This is a genomic window from Streptomyces sp. NPDC086080, from assembly GCF_044540255.1.
Lineage (GTDB): Bacteria > Actinomycetota > Actinomycetes > Streptomycetales > Streptomycetaceae > Streptomyces.
Window position 1 is genome coordinate 100970 of record NZ_JBITRU010000017.1, and the last position, 18051, is coordinate 119020.

At 71.4% G+C, this 18051-nt stretch carries 12 protein-coding genes; 8 read left to right on the forward strand and 4 right to left on the reverse strand.

Translation table 11 applies throughout. From position 1 onward, the window contains the following. Positions 1-264 precede the first annotated feature (264 nt). The 3 genes from ACIF9R_RS20980 to ACIF9R_RS20990 all read left to right on the forward strand — a co-directional run bounded on the left by ACIF9R_RS20980 (position 265) and on the right by ACIF9R_RS20990 (position 3064). Entirely contained in the window at positions 265-2007 is a 1743-nt protein-coding gene (locus ACIF9R_RS20980; RefSeq protein WP_399982118.1) for a VanW family protein, read from the forward strand. Positions 2008-2151: 144 nt separating this feature from the next. After that, positions 2152-2634, forward strand: coding sequence for an Asp23/Gls24 family envelope stress response protein (locus ACIF9R_RS20985; RefSeq protein ID WP_399982121.1), 483 nt, complete (start codon positions 2152-2154; stop codon positions 2632-2634). Positions 2635-2785: 151 nt separating this feature from the next. Further along, positions 2786-3064 (forward strand): hypothetical protein, encoded by a 279-nt coding sequence (locus ACIF9R_RS20990; RefSeq protein ID WP_399982124.1) that lies wholly within the window; start codon positions 2786-2788, stop codon positions 3062-3064. Here the strand turns inward: ACIF9R_RS20990 and ACIF9R_RS20995 are convergent. Then, a complete protein-coding gene (locus ACIF9R_RS20995; protein ID WP_399982305.1) occupies positions 3043-3639 on the reverse strand; it encodes a helix-turn-helix domain-containing protein in 597 nt (198 codons plus the stop codon). The two genes, ACIF9R_RS20990 and ACIF9R_RS20995, sit on opposite strands and share 22 nt — an antisense overlap. 312 nt (positions 3640-3951) lie before the next feature. Between ACIF9R_RS20995 and ACIF9R_RS21000 the strand changes: the two genes are divergently transcribed. Continuing rightward, positions 3952-4566, forward strand: coding sequence for an ester cyclase (locus tag ACIF9R_RS21000; RefSeq protein WP_399982126.1), 615 nt, complete (start codon positions 3952-3954; stop codon positions 4564-4566). Between the two features lie 38 nt (positions 4567-4604). Here the strand turns inward: ACIF9R_RS21000 and ACIF9R_RS21005 are convergent, their stop codons facing one another. Next, positions 4605-5195 (reverse strand): DUF6461 domain-containing protein, encoded by a 591-nt coding sequence (locus tag ACIF9R_RS21005; protein WP_399982129.1) that lies wholly within the window; start codon positions 5193-5195, stop codon positions 4605-4607. Between the two features lie 240 nt (positions 5196-5435). Here ACIF9R_RS21005 and ACIF9R_RS21010 point away from each other — a divergent pair, with 240 nt between their 5' ends. After that, on the forward strand, positions 5436-7940 hold the full coding sequence (locus tag ACIF9R_RS21010; protein WP_399982132.1) for an MGH1-like glycoside hydrolase domain-containing protein: 2505 nt from the start codon (positions 5436-5438) through the stop codon (positions 7938-7940). Between the two features lie 161 nt (positions 7941-8101). Continuing rightward, on the forward strand, positions 8102-9013 hold the full coding sequence (locus ACIF9R_RS21015) for a DUF4394 domain-containing protein (protein ID WP_399982135.1): 912 nt from the start codon (positions 8102-8104) through the stop codon (positions 9011-9013). Positions 9014-9105: 92 nt separating this feature from the next. Here the strand turns inward: ACIF9R_RS21015 and ACIF9R_RS21020 are convergent, their stop codons facing one another. Continuing rightward, on the reverse strand, positions 9106-12192 hold the full coding sequence (locus tag ACIF9R_RS21020; protein WP_399982138.1) for an AfsR/SARP family transcriptional regulator: 3087 nt from the start codon (positions 12190-12192) through the stop codon (positions 9106-9108). Positions 12193-12590: 398 nt separating this feature from the next. Between ACIF9R_RS21020 and ACIF9R_RS21025 the strand changes: the two genes are divergently transcribed. Then, the gene (locus ACIF9R_RS21025) at positions 12591-15875 is read left to right on the forward strand and encodes a GH92 family glycosyl hydrolase (RefSeq protein ID WP_399982141.1); all 3285 of its coding nucleotides are present in this window, start codon (positions 12591-12593) and stop codon (positions 15873-15875) included. 169 nt (positions 15876-16044) lie between these two features. Here the strand turns inward: ACIF9R_RS21025 and ACIF9R_RS21030 are convergent, their stop codons facing one another. Continuing rightward, positions 16045-16590 carry a GNAT family N-acetyltransferase gene (locus ACIF9R_RS21030; protein WP_399982144.1) on the reverse strand — a complete coding sequence of 182 codons (546 nt, stop codon included), beginning with the start codon at positions 16588-16590 and terminating at the stop codon, positions 16045-16047. Between the two features lie 193 nt (positions 16591-16783). On the opposite strand from ACIF9R_RS21030, the gene ACIF9R_RS21035 reads away from it, so the two are divergent. Then, entirely contained in the window at positions 16784-18040 is a 1257-nt protein-coding gene (locus ACIF9R_RS21035; protein WP_399982147.1) for an ATP-grasp domain-containing protein, read from the forward strand. The last annotated feature ends 11 nt before the right edge of the window (positions 18041-18051 follow it).

Genomic DNA, 18051 nt, shown 5'->3' on the forward strand with positions numbered 1-18051 from the left:
GAGTCCCGCAAAGTCAGACAAAAAGGTGACCGGGGTGACACATGTCACCACGCTCACGAAAGGGACCGCGGGAACGGCCGTCCGGCGGCGTCTTCGCAGGCGCCGCGACCACGGGGCACAGAGGCATCCGCCGGTTGGGCAGTTGATCCGAAAGGCCGGATGTGACCTCGGATATACGCTTTGGCGCCGGGACATGCGTACCTTGGGCAACCGGCCGCACACCCATGCCACGACATCGGGGACCCCCACACCGATCGGAGATTTATGCGCTCCCCCATACCCTCCGTCCCCCGGATGACCTCTGTCCCACCCCTCGCCCTGGTGGGAGGCGCACTGACCCTCGGCGTCGGCGGGCTGTACCTCGCTGGACTACTGCTCACCGGCGGTGAGATCGAGGCGGGCACCACGGTGCGCGGCGTGGACATCGGGGGCCTGTCGCGCGAGGAGGCCGCCCGGAAGCTGGAGCGGGATCTGACGGCGACCGGCCCGACGAAGCTGGCCGTGAGGGTCGGCGACCGCGAGGGCGTGGTCGGGGCGCGGCAGGCGGGATTCGGCTACGACGTCCGGGCCACGCTCGATCGCGCGGCATCCACCGGCGCCGATCCCGTCAGTGTGATCGGCGGGCTGTTCCGCTCGGGCGGTGACATCGAGCCGGTCGTGCGGGTCGACGAGGGCAGGACCCGTGCCACCCTCGGCGAACTGTCGAAGACACTCGACCAGAAGGTCCGCGACGGCGCCGTCTCCTTCACCGACGGCCGGGTCGAGCAGGTCACCCCGCGCACCGGGTACGCACTGGATGTGGACGCCTCGGTCGGGGCCCTGCGCACCTCCTTCCTCCGCGGCGCGGCGGACTCGGTGACGACGCTGCCCGCGCGCGAGGACGAGCCGAAGGTCACGGAGGAAGAGGTAAGGCGGGCGGTGCGCGATTTCGCGCGGCCGGCGATGTCCGCGCCGGTCACCCTCAGCGCCGGTGACCGGCGGTTCACCCTCACCCCGGCCGTACTGGGCACATACCTGACGCTGCGGCCGGACGACGCGGGCACGCTCACGCCGAAGCTCGACAGTGCGGGCCTGCGCGCCGCACCCGCGGTGGCCGACGCCCTGAACGGGTTGCCCACCACCCCCCGGAACGCGCAGTTGGGGGCCGACGGCGGGAAGGCCGTCGTGACCGCGGATGCCAGGGTCGGCATGAAGGTCACCGACAAAGCCCTGGGCAAGGCCGTCCTGCCCCTGCTCACCAAGTCGGGCGCCGCCCGCACCGGCGAGGTGGAGACCCAGCGGATCCAGCCGGAGATCACCCGCGAGAACGCGTCGCGCCTCGGGCTGACCGAGAAGATGTCCTCCTTCACCGTCAACTTCGAACCGGCCGCCTACCGCACGAAGAACGTGGGCCGGGCCGTGGATCTCATCAACGGCTCCCTCGTCATGCCGGGCAAGACCTGGAGCTTCAACCGGACCGTCGGCGAACGCACCCCGGCCAACGGCTTCGTGGACGGCGTCATGATCTTGAACGACCAGTACACCAAGGCGCCCGGCGGTGGCGTGTCCGCCGTCGCCACCACGGTCTTCAACGCGATGTTCTTCGCCGGCGTCAAACCCGTCGAGTACGGCGCCCACTCCTTCTACATCGAGCGCTACCCCGAGGGCCGTGAGGCGACGGTGGCCTGGGGCAGCCTCGACCTGAGGTTCACCAACGACTCCGGCAAGGCGATCTACATCCAGGCCGAGTCCACCGACACGTCGGTGACCATCACCTTCCTCGGCACGAAGAAGTACGACGAGATCACGTCGGTCAAGGGACCGCGCACCAACGTGCGGCAGCCCGCCGAGAAGGTGAACACCAGCGAGCAGTGCGTGCCGCAGACCCCGCTCGAGGGCTTCGATGTCACCGTGGAGCGGGTTTTCCGCGACGGCGGGCGGGAAGTGAGGCGCGAGCCCTTCCGCACGCACTACACCCCGCGGGACGAGGTCACCTGCGAGAAGGCGCAGCCCGGACAGCAGCTCTGAGGACGCGATCCCGCCTGGAGAGCCACCCCTCACCAGCCCCACTCGGCGCCGTTCGTCCGCCATTCGTCCCTTTTGTTCACCCGAACTAAGGTGGACAGGGACAACGCCCGGCGAAAAGGCACCGACGATCGCGAGGTGACCGTCATGACCGAGACCACGAACCGCCCCGACACAAAGGCCAGGACTCGGGACGAGAAGGGAACGACACTGCAGGGCCGCAGGGGAGCCGACACTCCTCCCGGCATGCGCGGGAACACCACGGTGGCCGACACCGTCGTGGCGAAGATCGCCGGCACGGCCGCGCGTGAGATTCCGGAGATCCACAACCTCGGAGGCGGGACCGCCCGGGCGTTCGGCGCGGTGCGCGAGCGCGTGCCCGGCGGGGGAAGCAGCGCCACCCAGGGAGTCGGCGTGGAGGTCGGGGAACGGCAGGCGGCCGTCGACCTGCGGGTGGTCGTCGAATACGGCGCCTCCATCACGGACACGGCCGGGGACGTACGCGCCAACGTCATCGAAGCCGTGGAACGGATGACCGGCCTGGAGGTCGTGGAGGTGGACATCGAGGTGGACGACGTCCACCTGCCGGATGAGGAGGAGCCGGGGCAGGACGAGCGGCGCGTGGCCTGATCGCACGGCTCGCGTCAGCGGGAGAGCCGGCGGACGACTCCCCCGGACGGCTCCGGATCACCCACTACGGGCCCGGCGGCCTGTCCCGGTCCCGGTGCGGGCCGGCCGGCGCTCCGGCCCGTACCGCCCGATCCCCGCCTCACTGAAGGGGATGAGCCGGATGCTCATCGTCGTCGGACTTCTCCTCCTCGCCGCCGCAGGGGCCTTCACCGGCCTGCTGCTCGCCGACAATCTCTCCGGCGGTCCCGAGTTCACCGTGTCCGTGCTCGGCCAGGACATCGCCACCATGAACACGCTGGCCGTCTTCTGCTCCGGTCTGGCCCTCGCCCTCCTCTTCTGCGCGGGCCTGGGCGCGGTGGTGGGCGGAGCGAGGCACCGCCGCCGTTCGCGCGTACACACCTCCGCGGCTCACCGTGATCCCGGCCGGTGAGGGTGGGCGCGCAGGTGTGCGCGCATCCCCTGCAGGCCGTAGAGGATGAGAAGTTCCACCGCTGCTCCGTCGGCGCTGCCCAGCCAGTGCGGTACCGACGTGTCGAACTCGGCCGCCTCACCCGGCGGCAATGTCAGGTCACGCTCGCCGAGCACCATCCGTAGGCGGCCGTTGAGCACGTACAGCCACTCGAAGCCTTCGTGGGTCTGCGGGGTCGGTTCGAGCGGTTCCGGCCGGGCGGGAATGATCATCTTGAACGCGTGCACTCCGCCCGGCCTCCGGGAGAGCGGGACGAAGGTCATCCCGAAGCGTCTGATCGGCTTGAGGTGGATCCTGGGGTCGCCGGTCCGCGGGGCACCGACGAGATCGTCCAGCGGGACGTCGTAGGTACGGGCCAGAGGCAGCAGCAGTTCCAGGGTCGCCCGGCGCTGCCCGCTCTCCAGTCGGGACAGGGTGCTTTCGGAGACACCGGTCGTCGCCGCGAGGTCGGCGAGGGTGATGCCGCGTTCACGGCGCAGCGCGCGGAGCCGTGGCCCCACGGCGTCGAGTACGTCGTTGTCCGTCCTGCGGTCCATGTCCGTCCTGCGGTCCATCGCGTCACCTTGCCATAACGGCAAGGTTCCGTGCCGGACGGGTGGAGGTCCCGGGAGACTGGGCGTCGCCCACGTGCCGAGGGCGGGGCACTGGCTCGTCGAGGAGAACCCCCGGTTCGTCGCTGCCGAACTCCTCGACTTCCTCGACGGATGAACGGGCCGGGAGATCGTCACGTTCCAGCCGAAAGATCACCAACGGGGGCGGCGCACACCCTACTTCGATACGCTCGCCCAGCACACGCCGGACTTCTTGCAGCGGCAGTTCGTGACGGCCGATCAGGACAGGAGACAGCAATGCCCGCCCTACCCGCCGAACCGTCACCCCCCTCCCGGTTCACCTTGCCCCCGGAGGCGGTCCTGCGCGCCCGGGAGAAGCTGGTGCTCGACCACTTCCGTGACGAGGTCCGCCAGGACTGGGACGCCACGCTCTCGACGTTCCCGCACCCTCACTACGAGCTGATCGCCCAGATGCTGGTGCACGACGGCGACCGTGAGGTGCGGGGCTACTACCGTGACACCCGGGTCGCGTTCCCCGACCAGGACCACGAACTGATCGCCCTACGGCACAGTGCCGACGCGGTGATCGTGGAGTTCTGGCTGCAGGGCACCCACCGTGGCATGCTCGGCAGGATCCCGCCGACCGGGTCGAGACACCGCACCCGGATGACGGCGTACTTCCTCTTCGACGAGAACGAGAACCTGGTCACCGAGCGCGTCTACTTCGATCAGCTCACCATCCTCAGACAACTGATCGCCGGCCTCGACAGACGCAAGCCCTCCGGACTGCTCAAGCTCGCCCGCGTCCTGCGCGGCGCGCTCGCCACGGCCGGGTCGAAGCCGGATCCGCGGCTGCTGAACACCACCGAGCCGGACCTCGGCGGGCAGGACACGGGCGACGTGCGTTCCTGACCGGCCGTCAGGGAGGAGGGCGACTGTGCGCAAGAACATCAGTCCGACAGCGGAAGCAGCCTGCCGCTCCAGCGCTCCTCGTCCACCTCTCCGGGGTGCCTCAGACGGATATCGAAAGCCTCCTCCAGCAGGGCCAGGACGCTGTGCAGAGGCGCGTCCCGGCCGGGGAGGAGCCCGAGGGGCCTCATGACGTCGTCAAGTCGTGCCGGGTCCTGGCCCGTCGGTTCGATCGCCTGGAGCGTGTGGAAGTCGACGACGGTCTCACCGCCGACCGCGTACTTGAACCAGTGCATCGGCTTCTCGTTGCAGTGGAGCACGACGGCCTCCGTGCCCGCGGAGACGGCTCTCAGGATCCGCTCGTCGAGTCCGTGCACGCCACCCTGTTCCCATGCCCATGTCCACGAACCGTCGACGCCGCTGGTGACGACGGGTTCCTCGTCGTCGAAGAGGTCGTCGCCCCACTCGTCCGTCAATTCCCTGGCGTCGCGCGGCGCCAGGGTCTCCGGATCCACACCCATGCGGGCCAGCAGCTCGGCAGGGGACAGATCCCTCACGAAGGTCAGCGTGTAGAAAGGGAAGTCGCCCTCGCGGAACAAGTCCAGGCCGCGGCCCGTCTCCGTGCTCGTCATGCCGCGGATGGTGCCACACACCACCGACACCCCTTACGGCCCGCGCCCCCGACAGGTCGGCGAACGCATCGGACGTCTCGTTTCCGGATCCGAATTTCTAACGTTGCACAGACTCTTCAGCCGCGGACCCGGCGTATGGCAGTCTGAGCCCGGCAGTTCGGGCGGACAACGTTGCCGGCGCCGGCCGGCCGGCGCTCGGGCAGGCCTGCCCCTCGTTCTCTCAGCAGAAGGAGTACGCGCATGGACCTCGATCGTCGGCGGCTTCTTCACAGCGGTGCCGCGGTTCTGGGCTCGGTGGCCGTGAGCGCCTCGTGGCCGGCCGGCGCGGCCGCACGGGTGAGCGCGCCGCGCAGCCCCTCGGGCGGGGCGCCCGCGGCCGGCAACCGGCCGGTCGCAACCGCGATGTATCCGCCGGTGGGCGCCGGAACAGCCTTCCTCGACCACCCGTCCCTGCTCGGAGACCTGCCGGAGGCCGAGTGGTACGAGGCGAACATCCCCTTCGTCGACCTGCCCGACGACGCGATCCGGGACACCTACTACTACCGCTGGCGCGTGATCAAGCACGCCCTCAAGTACACCGGACCCCGGGAAGGGTGGATCCTCTCGGAGTTCCTGGGTCCGGTCGGCTACTCCGCGCCGCACGGTGGGATCGTCGCCGCGGCCGCCCATCACGTCCGCGAGGCCCGCTGGCTGCGCGACCACCGCTATCTCGACGACTACATCGGCTACTGGCTGCGGGGCAGCGGCTCAGGTCCCAAGCCCGCCACGGACTTCCTCAACAAGAACACCACCGACTGGGCGCACCAGTACTCCTTCTGGATCGCGGACGCCGTCGTGGCCCGAGCCTCGACGGACGGCAGGTGGCAGCACGCCCTGAGTCTGCTCCCCGAGTTGGAGCGTCAGTGGCAGGGGTGGGCTCCACAGTTCGACGACGAGGTCGGTCTCTACTGGCAGACACCCGTGTGGGACGCGATGGAGTACACCGCGAGCTCCTACCAGAGCGACGACCCGTATCACGGCGGTGACGGTTTCCGCCCGACGCTCAACGCCTACCAGTACGGTGACGCCAGGGCGATCGCCACGCTCCTCCGGCGCCGCGGACGCGGCGGCGACGCCGCGAAGGCCGGCCGCTACGACGGCCGCGCCCGTGCTCTGCGGGTGAGTCAGGAGCGCCTGCTGTGGGACGAGGAGGACCAGTTCTACAAGCACGTCATGCGGGACGACAATCCCGGGCGGCGCAGAATCGCCGACCGGGAGCAGATCGGTTTCCTTCCCTGGTACTTCCACATGGCACCGGCACGGCACGCGGCGGCATGGGCCCAACTGCGGGATCCGCAAGGATTCTCCGCGCCGTTCGGCCCCACGACGGTCGAGCGGCGCAGCCCGTGGTTCATGCATCAGGCGCTCGACGGCTGCTGTCGCTGGAACGGTCCGAGCTGGCCGTTCTCCACCAGCCAGACGCTCACCGCCCTGGCCAACCTCCTCATCGACTACCCCGCCCAGTCACATGTCGACCGGAGCGACTACTACGCCGTGCTCCGCGCCTACGCGCTGACCCACCGGAAGGACGGCCGGCCGTACGTGGCCGAGGCGCACCACCCGGACGAGGACCGCTGGATCTACGACAGCCGCGGGCACAGTGAGGACTACAACCACTCCACCTTCAACGACCTGGTTCTTTCGGGACTCCTCGGGATCCGGTCCCAGCCAGGCACCACCGTGGCCATCGCGCCGCTCGCACCCCGCGCATGGGATCACTTCGCCGTGGAGAACCTCGCCTACCACGGACACAACCTCAGCGTGCTCTGGGACCGCGACGGCCGTCACTACGGACACGGAGCCGGCCTGACCGTCTGGCTGGACGGCGGCCGAATACATCAGCAGGCCGGCCTGGAGCCGGTGACGCTCGACATCGGCGGGACGGTGGAGCACAACCTGCCCGACGAGGTGGACGACCTGGCCAACGTCGCACAGGAGGGGTATCCGCTCGCGCGTGCTTCGTACACGTTCCCCCTCGACAGCCCGGCGAAGGCGATCGACGGGCAGGACCTGCACAGGGACACGCCGTCGTCACGGTGGACCAACTACGGCAGTCCGAACGCGAGCGGCGACTGGCTCGTGGTGGACTTCGGGGTCCCCACACCCGTGTCGGACCTGCGGATCTCGTTCTACGACGACGGCGGCGGTGTCCGTACCCCCGACTCCTTCGAACTCCACTACCTGAGGCAGGACGGGACGTGGCATCCCCTGCCCGGTCAACGGCGCTTCCCCCCGTCGCCCCGGCGAGGCGCTCTGCACCGGATCCTCCTGGACCGGGCCCTCACGACCACCGCCATGAGGCTCACGGCCGTGCGCGCCTCGGGTGGTGCCGTGGGGGTCTCCGCGTGGCAGTCATGGCGCACGGAGGACCCCGGGCTCGACGTCGCCGTCGAGACACCGCCGGACGGCGTCGTTCCGCTGCGGCCGGGTGTGGCAGTGGAGGTCACGACCACGGTCACAGCGCTCACCACGAGGGTCGTCAGCCCGGAACTTCTGTTGCCCGAGGGCTGGACGGCTGTTCCCCGGCACCCGGTCCGCCCCACCACGGTGACAGCGGGAAAGACGTTGCGCACCCGCTGGCTGGTGACCGCGCCCGCCGATCTGCCCCGGCACCTGCCGCAGCCCGTACGCCTGGTGGTCCGCTCGCGCGGCAGGCGGGGGGAGGGCTTCGTCACCGGCGTCGTCCATGCGGCCCAGGCCGACTGAGTCCGCCGCGGCGGCACTCCGTCACCGGCCGGGTGTCCAACCGCCGTCCAGTGGCTGTCCAGTCCCGGTTCCTAGCGTGGGCTCGCCGGCTGCCGGTTCCGCCGAGTGGAACCGCGCCGTCATTCCCGTACCACGCCATGCCCACCCGGGAGGAACCACCGATGAACGCAAAAATCAGGAAGAAGCTGGCCGCGGCCGTGGCGGTCGCGGCCACGGTGTCCGTAGGGGTGGTCGCCGCTCCGAGCAGCACGGCCGGGGCCCAGGCCGTCAGTCTGCGGGCGTTCGCGATCACGAGTGACGGCACGCGGATGGCCACGTTCACCACCGACAGACCCGACATACTCGACTGGGTCCGGGTCGTCAAAGGGCTCAGCGGTGACACCGCACTGATCGGAATCGACTTCCGCGTCCAGAACGGCCTCATGTACGGGGTCGGCAACCAGGGCGGCATCTACACCATCCAGACACCGCCCCAGACCGTGGACGTCGTCGTCACCAAGGTCTCCCAGCTCACCGTCCCGTTGTACGGCACAAACTTCGGGGTCGACTTCAACCCGGCGGCCAACCGGCTACGGGTGATCAGCGACAACGGGCAGAACCTCCGCCACAACATCGACGACAGGACGCCGGGCGCCTCGCCCGCGGCCGGGCACACCGTCGAGGACTCCATACTGTCCACGCCCGGATCCGAGAACGTCTCCAGGGGCGTCACCGCCGCCGCCTACACGAACAACGACCTGAACGGCGACACCGCGACCACGCTGTTCGACATCAACACCAACTCGGACCAGGTGGTCATCCAGTCGCCGGCCAACAACGGCACCCTGGCCCCGACCGGCAAACTCGGCGTGGACGCCGGTCCCGTCGCGGGTTTCGACATCTACAGCGACCTGGTCAACGGCAAGACGGTCTCCGCCACGGGCTTCGCCGCCATCACGCCGCCGAACGGCATGGTGACGACGTTCTACACCGTTGACGTACTCACCGGGACGGCAACCCCGGTCGCCGGCGACGACCCCCGGTTCCCGCTGCTCATCGGGGACGTGGCCGTCGCACTCGACACCAACCCCTGAGGCTCGTCGGGGCAGCCGTCCGGGGGTGGAGAGGGGCGCTCCGCAGTCGTCCCGGGCGGCCGTACGGCGGTCGGCCGGGACGACGGACGGGTTCAGGGGCCCGGTGCCGCCCGCACGGGGACACCGGCCCGGGACTCCAGGGCGTGGCGGGCCCGCTCGGCGCCGCGGCGGGCACGGTCCAGTTGGTCCTGCTCGCCGGTGACGGCCGCGACCGTCACGGCGGCGGAATAGTGGGCGATCGCCTGATCGTCGTGGCCGCCGCCCCGCAGTGCCTCGGCGAGACCGTTGAGGGCGGACGCCTCGCCGTAGCGTTCCCCGTTCTCCCGGAACAGCTCCAGGGCGCGCCGCTGATGCGCGGCCGCGGTCTCGAACGCACCCTGCCGCAGCAGGATGTCGCCGAGGCCGGACAGCGCGTACGCCTCGCCACCGGGGTGTCCGAGCTGCCTGAACAGAGCGAGCGCCTGACGCTGGTGGACCGCGGCCCGGGCGTGGTCGCCCAGCAGCAGGAAGGTGTGGCCGAGGTGGGAGAGCGTACGGGCCCGGCCGATCCGGTCACCGGTGAGGTCGTGCAGGGCCAGCGCCTGACGCTGGTGGGTGGCCGCCCGAGCGGTCTCGCCCAGCCGCAGGCAGACGGTGCCGAGGCTGGTCAGGGTGCGGGCCTGGCCCACCCGGTCCCCAATGTCACGGTAGAGGGCGAGGGCCTGCTGGTGGCGGCGGGCGGCCTCCCGCAGACAGCCCTGTCGCCAGCGGACGTTGCCCAGATTGGACAGCGTCCTGGCCTGCCCCGCCCGGTCGCCGGTGCGCCGGTGCAGTTCCAGGGCCCGAAGAAGGTGGTCCGCGGCCGAAGCGGCGTCGGCGAGCCTCCAATACACACAGCCGAGGTTGGTCAGTGCGTGGGCCTGTCCGTTCGCGTCACCGGCCCGCTCGGCGGCGCGCAGGGCGTGCCGGTGGATCTCCAGCGCTTCCGTGTGCGGGCCGGCGTCGAGGTGGCGGAAGAGCACGGCGGCCAGTCGGACGGCGTGCCGGGGGGTGCCCCGGTCCGCGGCGACCGCGCAGATCGCGGCCAGGGTGGGACGTTCGGTGTCCAGCCAGGCCCGTGCCGCCTCCGGGTCCTGTGCGATCGGCGGGGCGTGGACGGGGGGCGGGACGGCTGGCCGGTGATGTCCTTCGGCCGGGTACAGGGCCTGCATGGCGACCGCGGCCGTGCTCAGGTAGTGGTCGAAGAGCCGGGTCAGGGCGGCCCGGCGCTCGGTTTCGCCGTCATGGGTGAGGGTGAGCCGGTAGCCGTAGGCGCGCAGCAGGTCGTGCGTGCTGTACCGGCCGGGGCCGGCCGGCTGGAGGAGGTGGGCGCGGGCCAGCAGCGCCAGGGTCCTGGCGGACCGGGCCGGGTCGTCGGCGGCAGCGGCCGGGGGGTGTTCCCCGTCCGGGCCGTCGTCCCGCCGGACGTCGGCTGCGGGCGGCGTGCCGGTGGTCAGGGCGGCGACGGCACGGGCGTCGGTGTCCGGTCCCGGGTGCAGGCTGAGCAGTCTGAAGGTACGGGCCATGGGGGCGGGCAGACGCTGGTACGACCAGGAGAACACGGCCATGACCGCGGCGCGCGGGTCGCCGCCCGTGTCCAGGTGGTCCAGTCGCCGCTGCTCGTCGGCCAGTTCCGCCACCAGCTCCGCGAGCGACAACGACGGGCGCCCGGCGGCGAGTTCGGCCGCGATCCGCAGGGCCAGCGGGAGTCCCACGCACTGTTCGGCCAGGGTCGCGGCCGGGCCGGGCTCCGTGGTGGCCCGCGCGCCGATGAGCGACCGCAGCAGGGCGACCGCGTCGGGCGGCGGGAGCGGGCGCAGGGCGATGCGGCGGGCGCCGTGCAGGGCCACCAGGCCGGCCAGGGTGTCCCGGCTGGTGACCAGGACGGTGCAGGAGGGGGAGCCGGGCAGCAGGGGGCGGACCTGTTCCTCGGACAGTGCGTTGTCCAGGACCACCAGCATCCGCCGCCCGGCCATTTCGCTCCGGTACCGGCTCGCGCGCTCGTCGACGTCGAGCGGGATCGTCTCGCCGGGGACCCCGAGGGCGGTGAGGAAGCGGGCCAGGGCGTCACCGGGCGCCATGGGGCGGTCCGGGTCGTATCCCCGCAGGTTGACATAGAGCTGGCCGTCGGGGAACCGGTCCCGGACCCGGTGCGCCCAGTGGACGGCCAGGGCGGTCTTGCCCACTCCGGCCGTACCCGAGACCACCGAGACGGCCATCACCGTGGCGTTCGCGCCCGTGGCGGCCCACGTCGCGTCGAGGGCCGACAGTTCGGCGGTCCGGCCACAGAAGTCGGGCACGTCGGCGGGCAACTGCGCCGGTGACCTGACCGGTGGCCCCGTGGCGGGTGCGGCGGTCGGGTCGGCCGGCGCCGGGCCGGCCGCTCGCGTGCGGCCGGAGGCGGGGGGCCCGGCGCGGTGGCGCAGCACGGCGGCGAAGGCCTCGGACAGTTCGGGACCGGGGTCGACCCCGAGTTCGTCCGCCAGCCTGCGGCGGCTTCGCCGGTACACGTCAACCGCCCGGTCACGCCTGCCGACGGCCTCGTACGCGCGGACGAGCCGGGCCTGGGCGCCCTCGTCCAAGGGCTGTTCGGCGGCGGCCTCCTCCAGAACGGGGAGCGCTTCGGAGCCCCGTCCCGTCGCGATCATGACGTCGCCGTACTGGGCCACGATGCCGCGGCGCTCCCCCGCCAGGGCCACGACCGTCGGGTGGGCGGCGAGGAACGGCAGGTCGGCCAGGGGCGGCTGCTGCCATACGCCGAGTGCCTCGGCCAGCAGTGCGGCGGCCCGCTCCACGTCGCCGTCGCGGCGGGCGGCGTCCGCCGCGGCGGTCAGACCGCGCAGGCGCAACAGGTCGACAGCGTTGTCGGGGACGCGCAGCGCGTAGCCGTCACCGAGCCGGGGCAGCACGGTGCTGGGCGCTCTCGGCGGCCGCTCGGGTTCCAGCATCCGGCGCAGGTGCTTGATGTGGGTCTGGACGACGTTCGTCGCACTCGCCGGGGGCCGCTGCGCCCACAGGGCGTCCACCAGTTGGGAGAAGGGCAGTTGCAGGCCACGGGAGACGGCCAGCAGAGCGAGGACCGCCCGGCGCCGGGGCGCGCCGAGGGGCAGCTGCGCGCCGTTCCTCCAGACGGAGACCGGCCCGAGTACCTGGATACGCATGAGGTCCCCGCCCTGCCGGATGCACGATTTCCCCGCCTTTCCTTTTCTCTATCTCCCTCCCCGCCACATGCGGAAGGCACATTCCGGCCCAGTGGCGTGGACCGGTCCGGGCGTGGCCGGGCAGGACACGGTGACCGAGGGGAGGGGACGGACATGCCTGCCCGACGGCACGCGCCGACGCCGCCGGTACCAGTCGGCGCCGAAGTGGTTGACAACGATGTCAGCCGCGTGATCTAGTCCGCTTCCAGCCAGCCGGGCAACCCCGGCCGCACGGCTGCGGGAGCCCACCGCGGTGACCTTGAACGCGCCCACTCCGTCCGTCCCTCGGAGATCACCCCTTGGAGATCACCTCGCATGTCGCGCAGCACATGACGGGTGAGGAACAGGAGACCGTTTCCATGCACAGACCCCTCCGCCGTCTGCGTCAGCGCGCGTCGACGGTCCTCGCCGCACTTCTCGTCGCCGGCGGCGCCCTGGGCCCGGCGCCGGCCGTCGCCCAGGACCCCGCGGCCGCTCCTCGACTCACGTCCCTGGTCAACCCGTTCATCGGCACCCAGAATTTCGGCAACACCTTTCCCGGCGCGAGTGCCCCCTTCGGCATGGTCCAGGTCAGCCCGGACACCGGCGGTCAGGGAGGCTACGACCACCAGCAGGACAGGATCCACGGTTTCAGTCAGACCCACCTGTCCGGCGTCGGCTGCTCCGTCATGGGCGAGCTGCCGCTCATGCCGACCACCGGTGCGGTCGACAGCGTCGACCCCGACGCCTACCGCTCGGCCTACTCGCATGACGACGAGGACGCAGAACCCGGTTACTACCGCGTCGGGTTGACGACGTACGGCATCGACGCCGAGCTGACCGCCACGCCCCGCACGGGCTGGCAGCGCTACACCTTCCCCTCGACCGACCGCGCCAACGTCCTGTTCAACACGGGCAAGGCCAATCAACGGGTGTACGGCTCCCAGGTGCGTGTCGTCGGCGACCGGACGGTCGAGGGACGCGTCGAGGCGGGCAACTTCTGCGCGGGCAAGGACCGGCACACCGTCTACTTCACCGCCACCTTCGACAGGCCGTTCGCCTCGCACGGCACCTGGCGGGGCAGCACCCCCGCCCCCGGTGGGCGGGACGCGGCCGGCGAGGGCGGGAACGGCGCCTGGGTGACCTTCGACGCCCGCACCGACCGTGATGTCGTGGTCAAGGTGGGCCTCTCCTACACGGGTGTCGAGGGCGCCAGGAAGAACCTGAAGGCGGAGACGGACGACTCCTACGACTTCGACGCCACCCGCGCGGCGCTGCACGCGACCTGGGAGCGGCAGCTCGCCGCCGTGAAGATCGACGGCGGATCCACCGAGCGGCAACGCGCCTTCTATACGGCCCTCTACCACGCGCAACTGCACCCGAACCTCGCCGGGGACGTCGACGGCCGGTACGCGGGCTTCGACGGGGAAACCCATACCGCGTCCGGGTTCACGCCCTACCAGAACCTGTCACTGTGGGACACCCACCGGCCGCAGAACCAGCTGCTGCAGATGCTGCAGCCGAAGGTCGCCCGCGATGTCGCGCTGTCGGTCGTCGCGATCGGACGGGACGGGGGCTGGCTGCCGCGCTGGTCGCTCGCCAACAGCGAGACCAACATCATGACCGGCGACCCGGTGACTCCGTTCCTCGTCGAGGCGTGGTCCAAGGGCCTGCTCGCGGGCCACGAGGAGGAGGCCTACGCGCTCCTCAGGAAGAACGCCCTCGGTCCGCCCCCGGACGACTCCCCCTACAACGGCCGTGCGGGCATCACCGCTTACCGGGAGCGTGGCTACATCCCCAGCGGACTGGAGCCGGGGAAGGACTGTCCGGACAAGGGCGGCGACAACGACTGCCGTCATCCCGCCTCGGCGACCCTGGAGTACGCGGCGGCGGACGCCTCGCTGGCCCTGATGGCCAGGGGACTGGGGCACACCGCGGACGCCCGCGTGTTCGCGGCACGCGGCCAGTGGTACCGGAACCTGTGGGATCCCTCCATCAAGCAGTTCCGGCCGCGCACGGCCGACGGCACGTGGCTGACACCGTACGACCCGGTGGAGGCGGGCCACCAGTTCCATGAGGGCGGCGCCCACCAGTACCAGTGGCTGGTGCCCCAGGACCCGGCCGGGCTGGTGTCCCTGATGGGCGGCAAGCGGGAGACCGAGAAACGGCTCGACGCCTTCTTCGCGTACGACGAACTCCTCGAGGACCCCGCCGGAACCGCTCGCGAGGAGTGGATCTCGGCACCGTACGACTACTACGGGAAGCCGACCTACAACCCGAACAACGAGCCCGATCTGCACTCCCCGTACATGTACGTGTGGGCCGGCGCGCCTGCCAGGACGGCCACCGTGGTCCGCGCCGCGATGACGCTGTTCACGGACGGGCCCGACGGCATGACCGGCAATGACGATCTGGGCACCATGTCGGCCTGGTACGTCTTCTCCTCCCTCGGCCTGTACCCGACGACGAACGGTGGCGATTTCCTCGCCGTCTCCAGCCCTCAGTTCCCGTCGGCGGTCATTCGCATCGGCGATTACGGGAACGAGCAGGGCGGCACGCTGACCGTCCGGGCACCGGGCACGAGCGACACCCAACGCTATGTGAAGCGGGCGAAGTTCGGCGGGAAGAGCCTGAACGCCACCTGGTTGGACTGGGACGCGGTCGCCCAGGGGGGAACCCTCTCCTTCGAGATGGCCGGTACGCCGTCGCGCTGGGGCACGGGCAGGGGGGCGGAGCCGCCGTCCGTGAACCGTGCGGCGGCCGACGCCCGCCGGCACCTCGACGCGTCGCTCCGGACCGGCTCCGACGTCCTGCCGACGGCCGACAGCGCCCAGCACGTCCGTCTGCGACTCGATGTGCTGGGCCAGTCCCCCGGCACCCTTCGGGTGCGCGTCGGCGCGACCGCTCCCCGGGGCTGGACCGTGCGGACCGACCGGCCCTTCTCGCTCGTGTCCCAGCGGCTGCCGGTCCAGCGGACCGCGGCGGTGGACGTGACCGTCCCGGCCGGAACGGCGCCGGGTTCGTACACCGTGCGGATCACGGCGAGCGCGAAGGGTGCGAGGAGCGTGGAACGGACCGCGGTCATCGACGTGCGCGCCGCGGCCCGTTGTGCGGAGGACGGGGGTGAGGAGTGTGCCGTCGACCTCGGCGAGGAGATGAACCACGACGGCACCGCGACCGTCGCGGCTTCCGACGAGGGCGACTTCGACGGTGCGGGATGGAGCTACGACGCCGATCTGCTGCCCGTGGCGGGTCCGGTCGTATGGAACGGCGTGACGTATCACGCTCCCGATCCGTCCGGGACGGCGGACAACTTCGTCGAGGCCCGCGGACAGGCCATGCTGCTCCCGGCCGGTTCGTACGGTGTGCTGCGCCTGGTCGCCGCGGCCCACCACGGTCCGGTGACGACGCTGCTCACGGTCCGCTACACGGACGGCACCACCGCCGAGGTGCCGGTCGCCGTGGGCGACTGGGCGGGGGCGGCCCCGCAGGGCGGCTCCGTGGCACTGCAGATGCCGCACCGGATCAAGCGCGGGCAGGGCGTGGACGGTCCGCCGGTGCGTCTGTTCGCTTCCTCCGCGGAGCTCGACGCCTCGAAGACCGTGCGTTCCCTCGGGCTGCGGAACGATCCGCGGGTGCAGGTGTACGCGATCACTCTCGGGTAGGGGCCCCGGACGTTCGTCGTCCCTCGCCTCCCGCCCGGGAGGGCGCCGGTGGTGGGGGGGGGGGGGGGGGGGGGCCCCCCCCCCCCCCCGCGCCGGGGGGGGGGGGGGCGGCGGGGCGGGGGGGGGGGGGGGGGGGGGGCCGGGGGCGGCCCCCCCCACCACCCGCCGGTCAGAACGGGATCTCGAAGTGCACGGTGGCGACCCCCGGTCCGTGCTCACCGGTGGTGCGGGCGTCCCACACCTCCTTGGCCAGGCCGCGCCAGAAGGCTTCCGCACCCTCGACGTGCACGTTGGTGTGGAGGTAGATCTGCTCGTAGCCGGGCGTGTCCGCGACGAAGTCGCAGGCCGCCCCGACCAGCGCACGTGCCAGCCCCAGCCGCCGGTACTCCGGACGCACGTAGACGCGGACCAGCTGGGCGGTGCTGCCGGACGGATAACGTTCGGTCAGCCACCGGGGATGGGGCGGGTGCGCGGGGCCGTGGGACCGCACGCCCGTGGTCGCGACCACCTCACCGTCGTGGACGGCCACGAGCAGGAGGTGCCGCGGGTCGTCCAGGTACGTGCCCCGGATGTCCACCACGTCACGGTGCCACTCGGGCACGTAGCCGTATCCGAACTCCTTGTAGAACGTGTCGAGCATGACGCCGCGGGCGCCCTCGACGTCCGCCGGTGTCGCGGGACGCACGGTGCAACCGGCGGGTGTGCTGTGACTCATCGCGAGCTCCTTCCGCATCGGAGCCCCACCCTAGTCAGTTGAAAACGACTTTCACCACCGACAGGGCCTGACAATGAAAATGATTACCGATACCGTGTTCAGCGCACGGCCGCCCTGGACCCTCCCCCGGAGGTGCCTTCGGCTGCCCTGACACCGGGACCGCGCCGTACGGCACGACACGAAAAGGGGAGTTGTGGCTCATCTGCTGGTGCTCGAGAGCTGGGTCGGATCGATGAGCAGGCTGCTGCCACGGGCCATACGGGAGGGCGGACACGAGTTCACGTTCCTCACCCGCGACCTGCATCACTACCTCCGTTCGGCGCCGGAGGGCGTGACGCACCCACTGCTCGGGGCCCGTAACGTGATCACGGCGGACACCAATGACACCGATGCCCTGCCGGACCGGGTGGAGCGGCTGCACGAGGTGTTCGGTTTCGACGCGGTGGTGACGTCCTGCGACTACTACCTGCCGGCGGTGGCCCTGACGGCCGAGCGGCTCGGGCTGCCGGCGCCGGACCCCGAAGCGGTCCTCAACGCCTGCCGCAAGGACGCCACCCGTCGTGTCCTGGCCGATGCCGGGGTGCCGGGGCCGCGGTTCGCGGTGCACGAGGAGTGGGCCGAACTGGCGCGGGCGGCGCGGGAGATCGGTTACCCGCTGGTGGTCAAGCCGGTCGACCTGTGCGCGGGCATGCTGGTGCGCCGGGTGGACGACGAGGGGCAACTCGCCGACGCCGTACGGGCGCTGGCCGATTTCCCGGTCAACGCGCGCGGGCAGCGGCGGGCGCCCTCGGTGCTGCTCGAGGAACTGCTGGACGGCCCGGAGGTGAGCGTCGAGACGGTCTCGCACGCGGGCACGGTGCACGTGGTGGGCGTGACCGACAAGAGCATCGGCGGGGCGCCTGCCTTCATCGAGACAGGCCATATGTTCCCCGCCGCCCTGCCGGCCACCGGGACCGCGGCCGCGGAGCAGACCGCGCTCACCGCGCTCAAGGCGCTCGGCCTGACCGACGCCGTCGTCGCGCACACCGAGATCAAGCTCACCTCCGCCGGTCCGCGCGTGGTCGAGGTCAACCCCCGGCCCGCCGGCAACCGCATCACCGAACTCGTACGCCATGTCACCGGCATCGATCTCGCCGCGGTGGCCGTGGACGTCGCCCTGGGCCGCGCACCCGATCTCCGGCGCACCGACACCGGGTTGCGCAGCGCCGCGATCGGTTTCCTCGTGCCCGACGCCGCGGGCACACTCGACGCGCTGGACGGCACCCGGCTGCGGACCATGCCGGGCGTGCTGGAGGTGGAACTCGCCGAGCCCGGCGGACAGGTGCGGGCGGCAGGCAGCAACAACGAGTACCTGGGACACGTCATGGCGGGCGACCCGGACGGCACCGGTGCCCGCGGCCGGGTCGAGGCCCTGCTGGGTGAGCTGCGGTCCGGAATGGTGATCCGATGACCTCCCAGGCC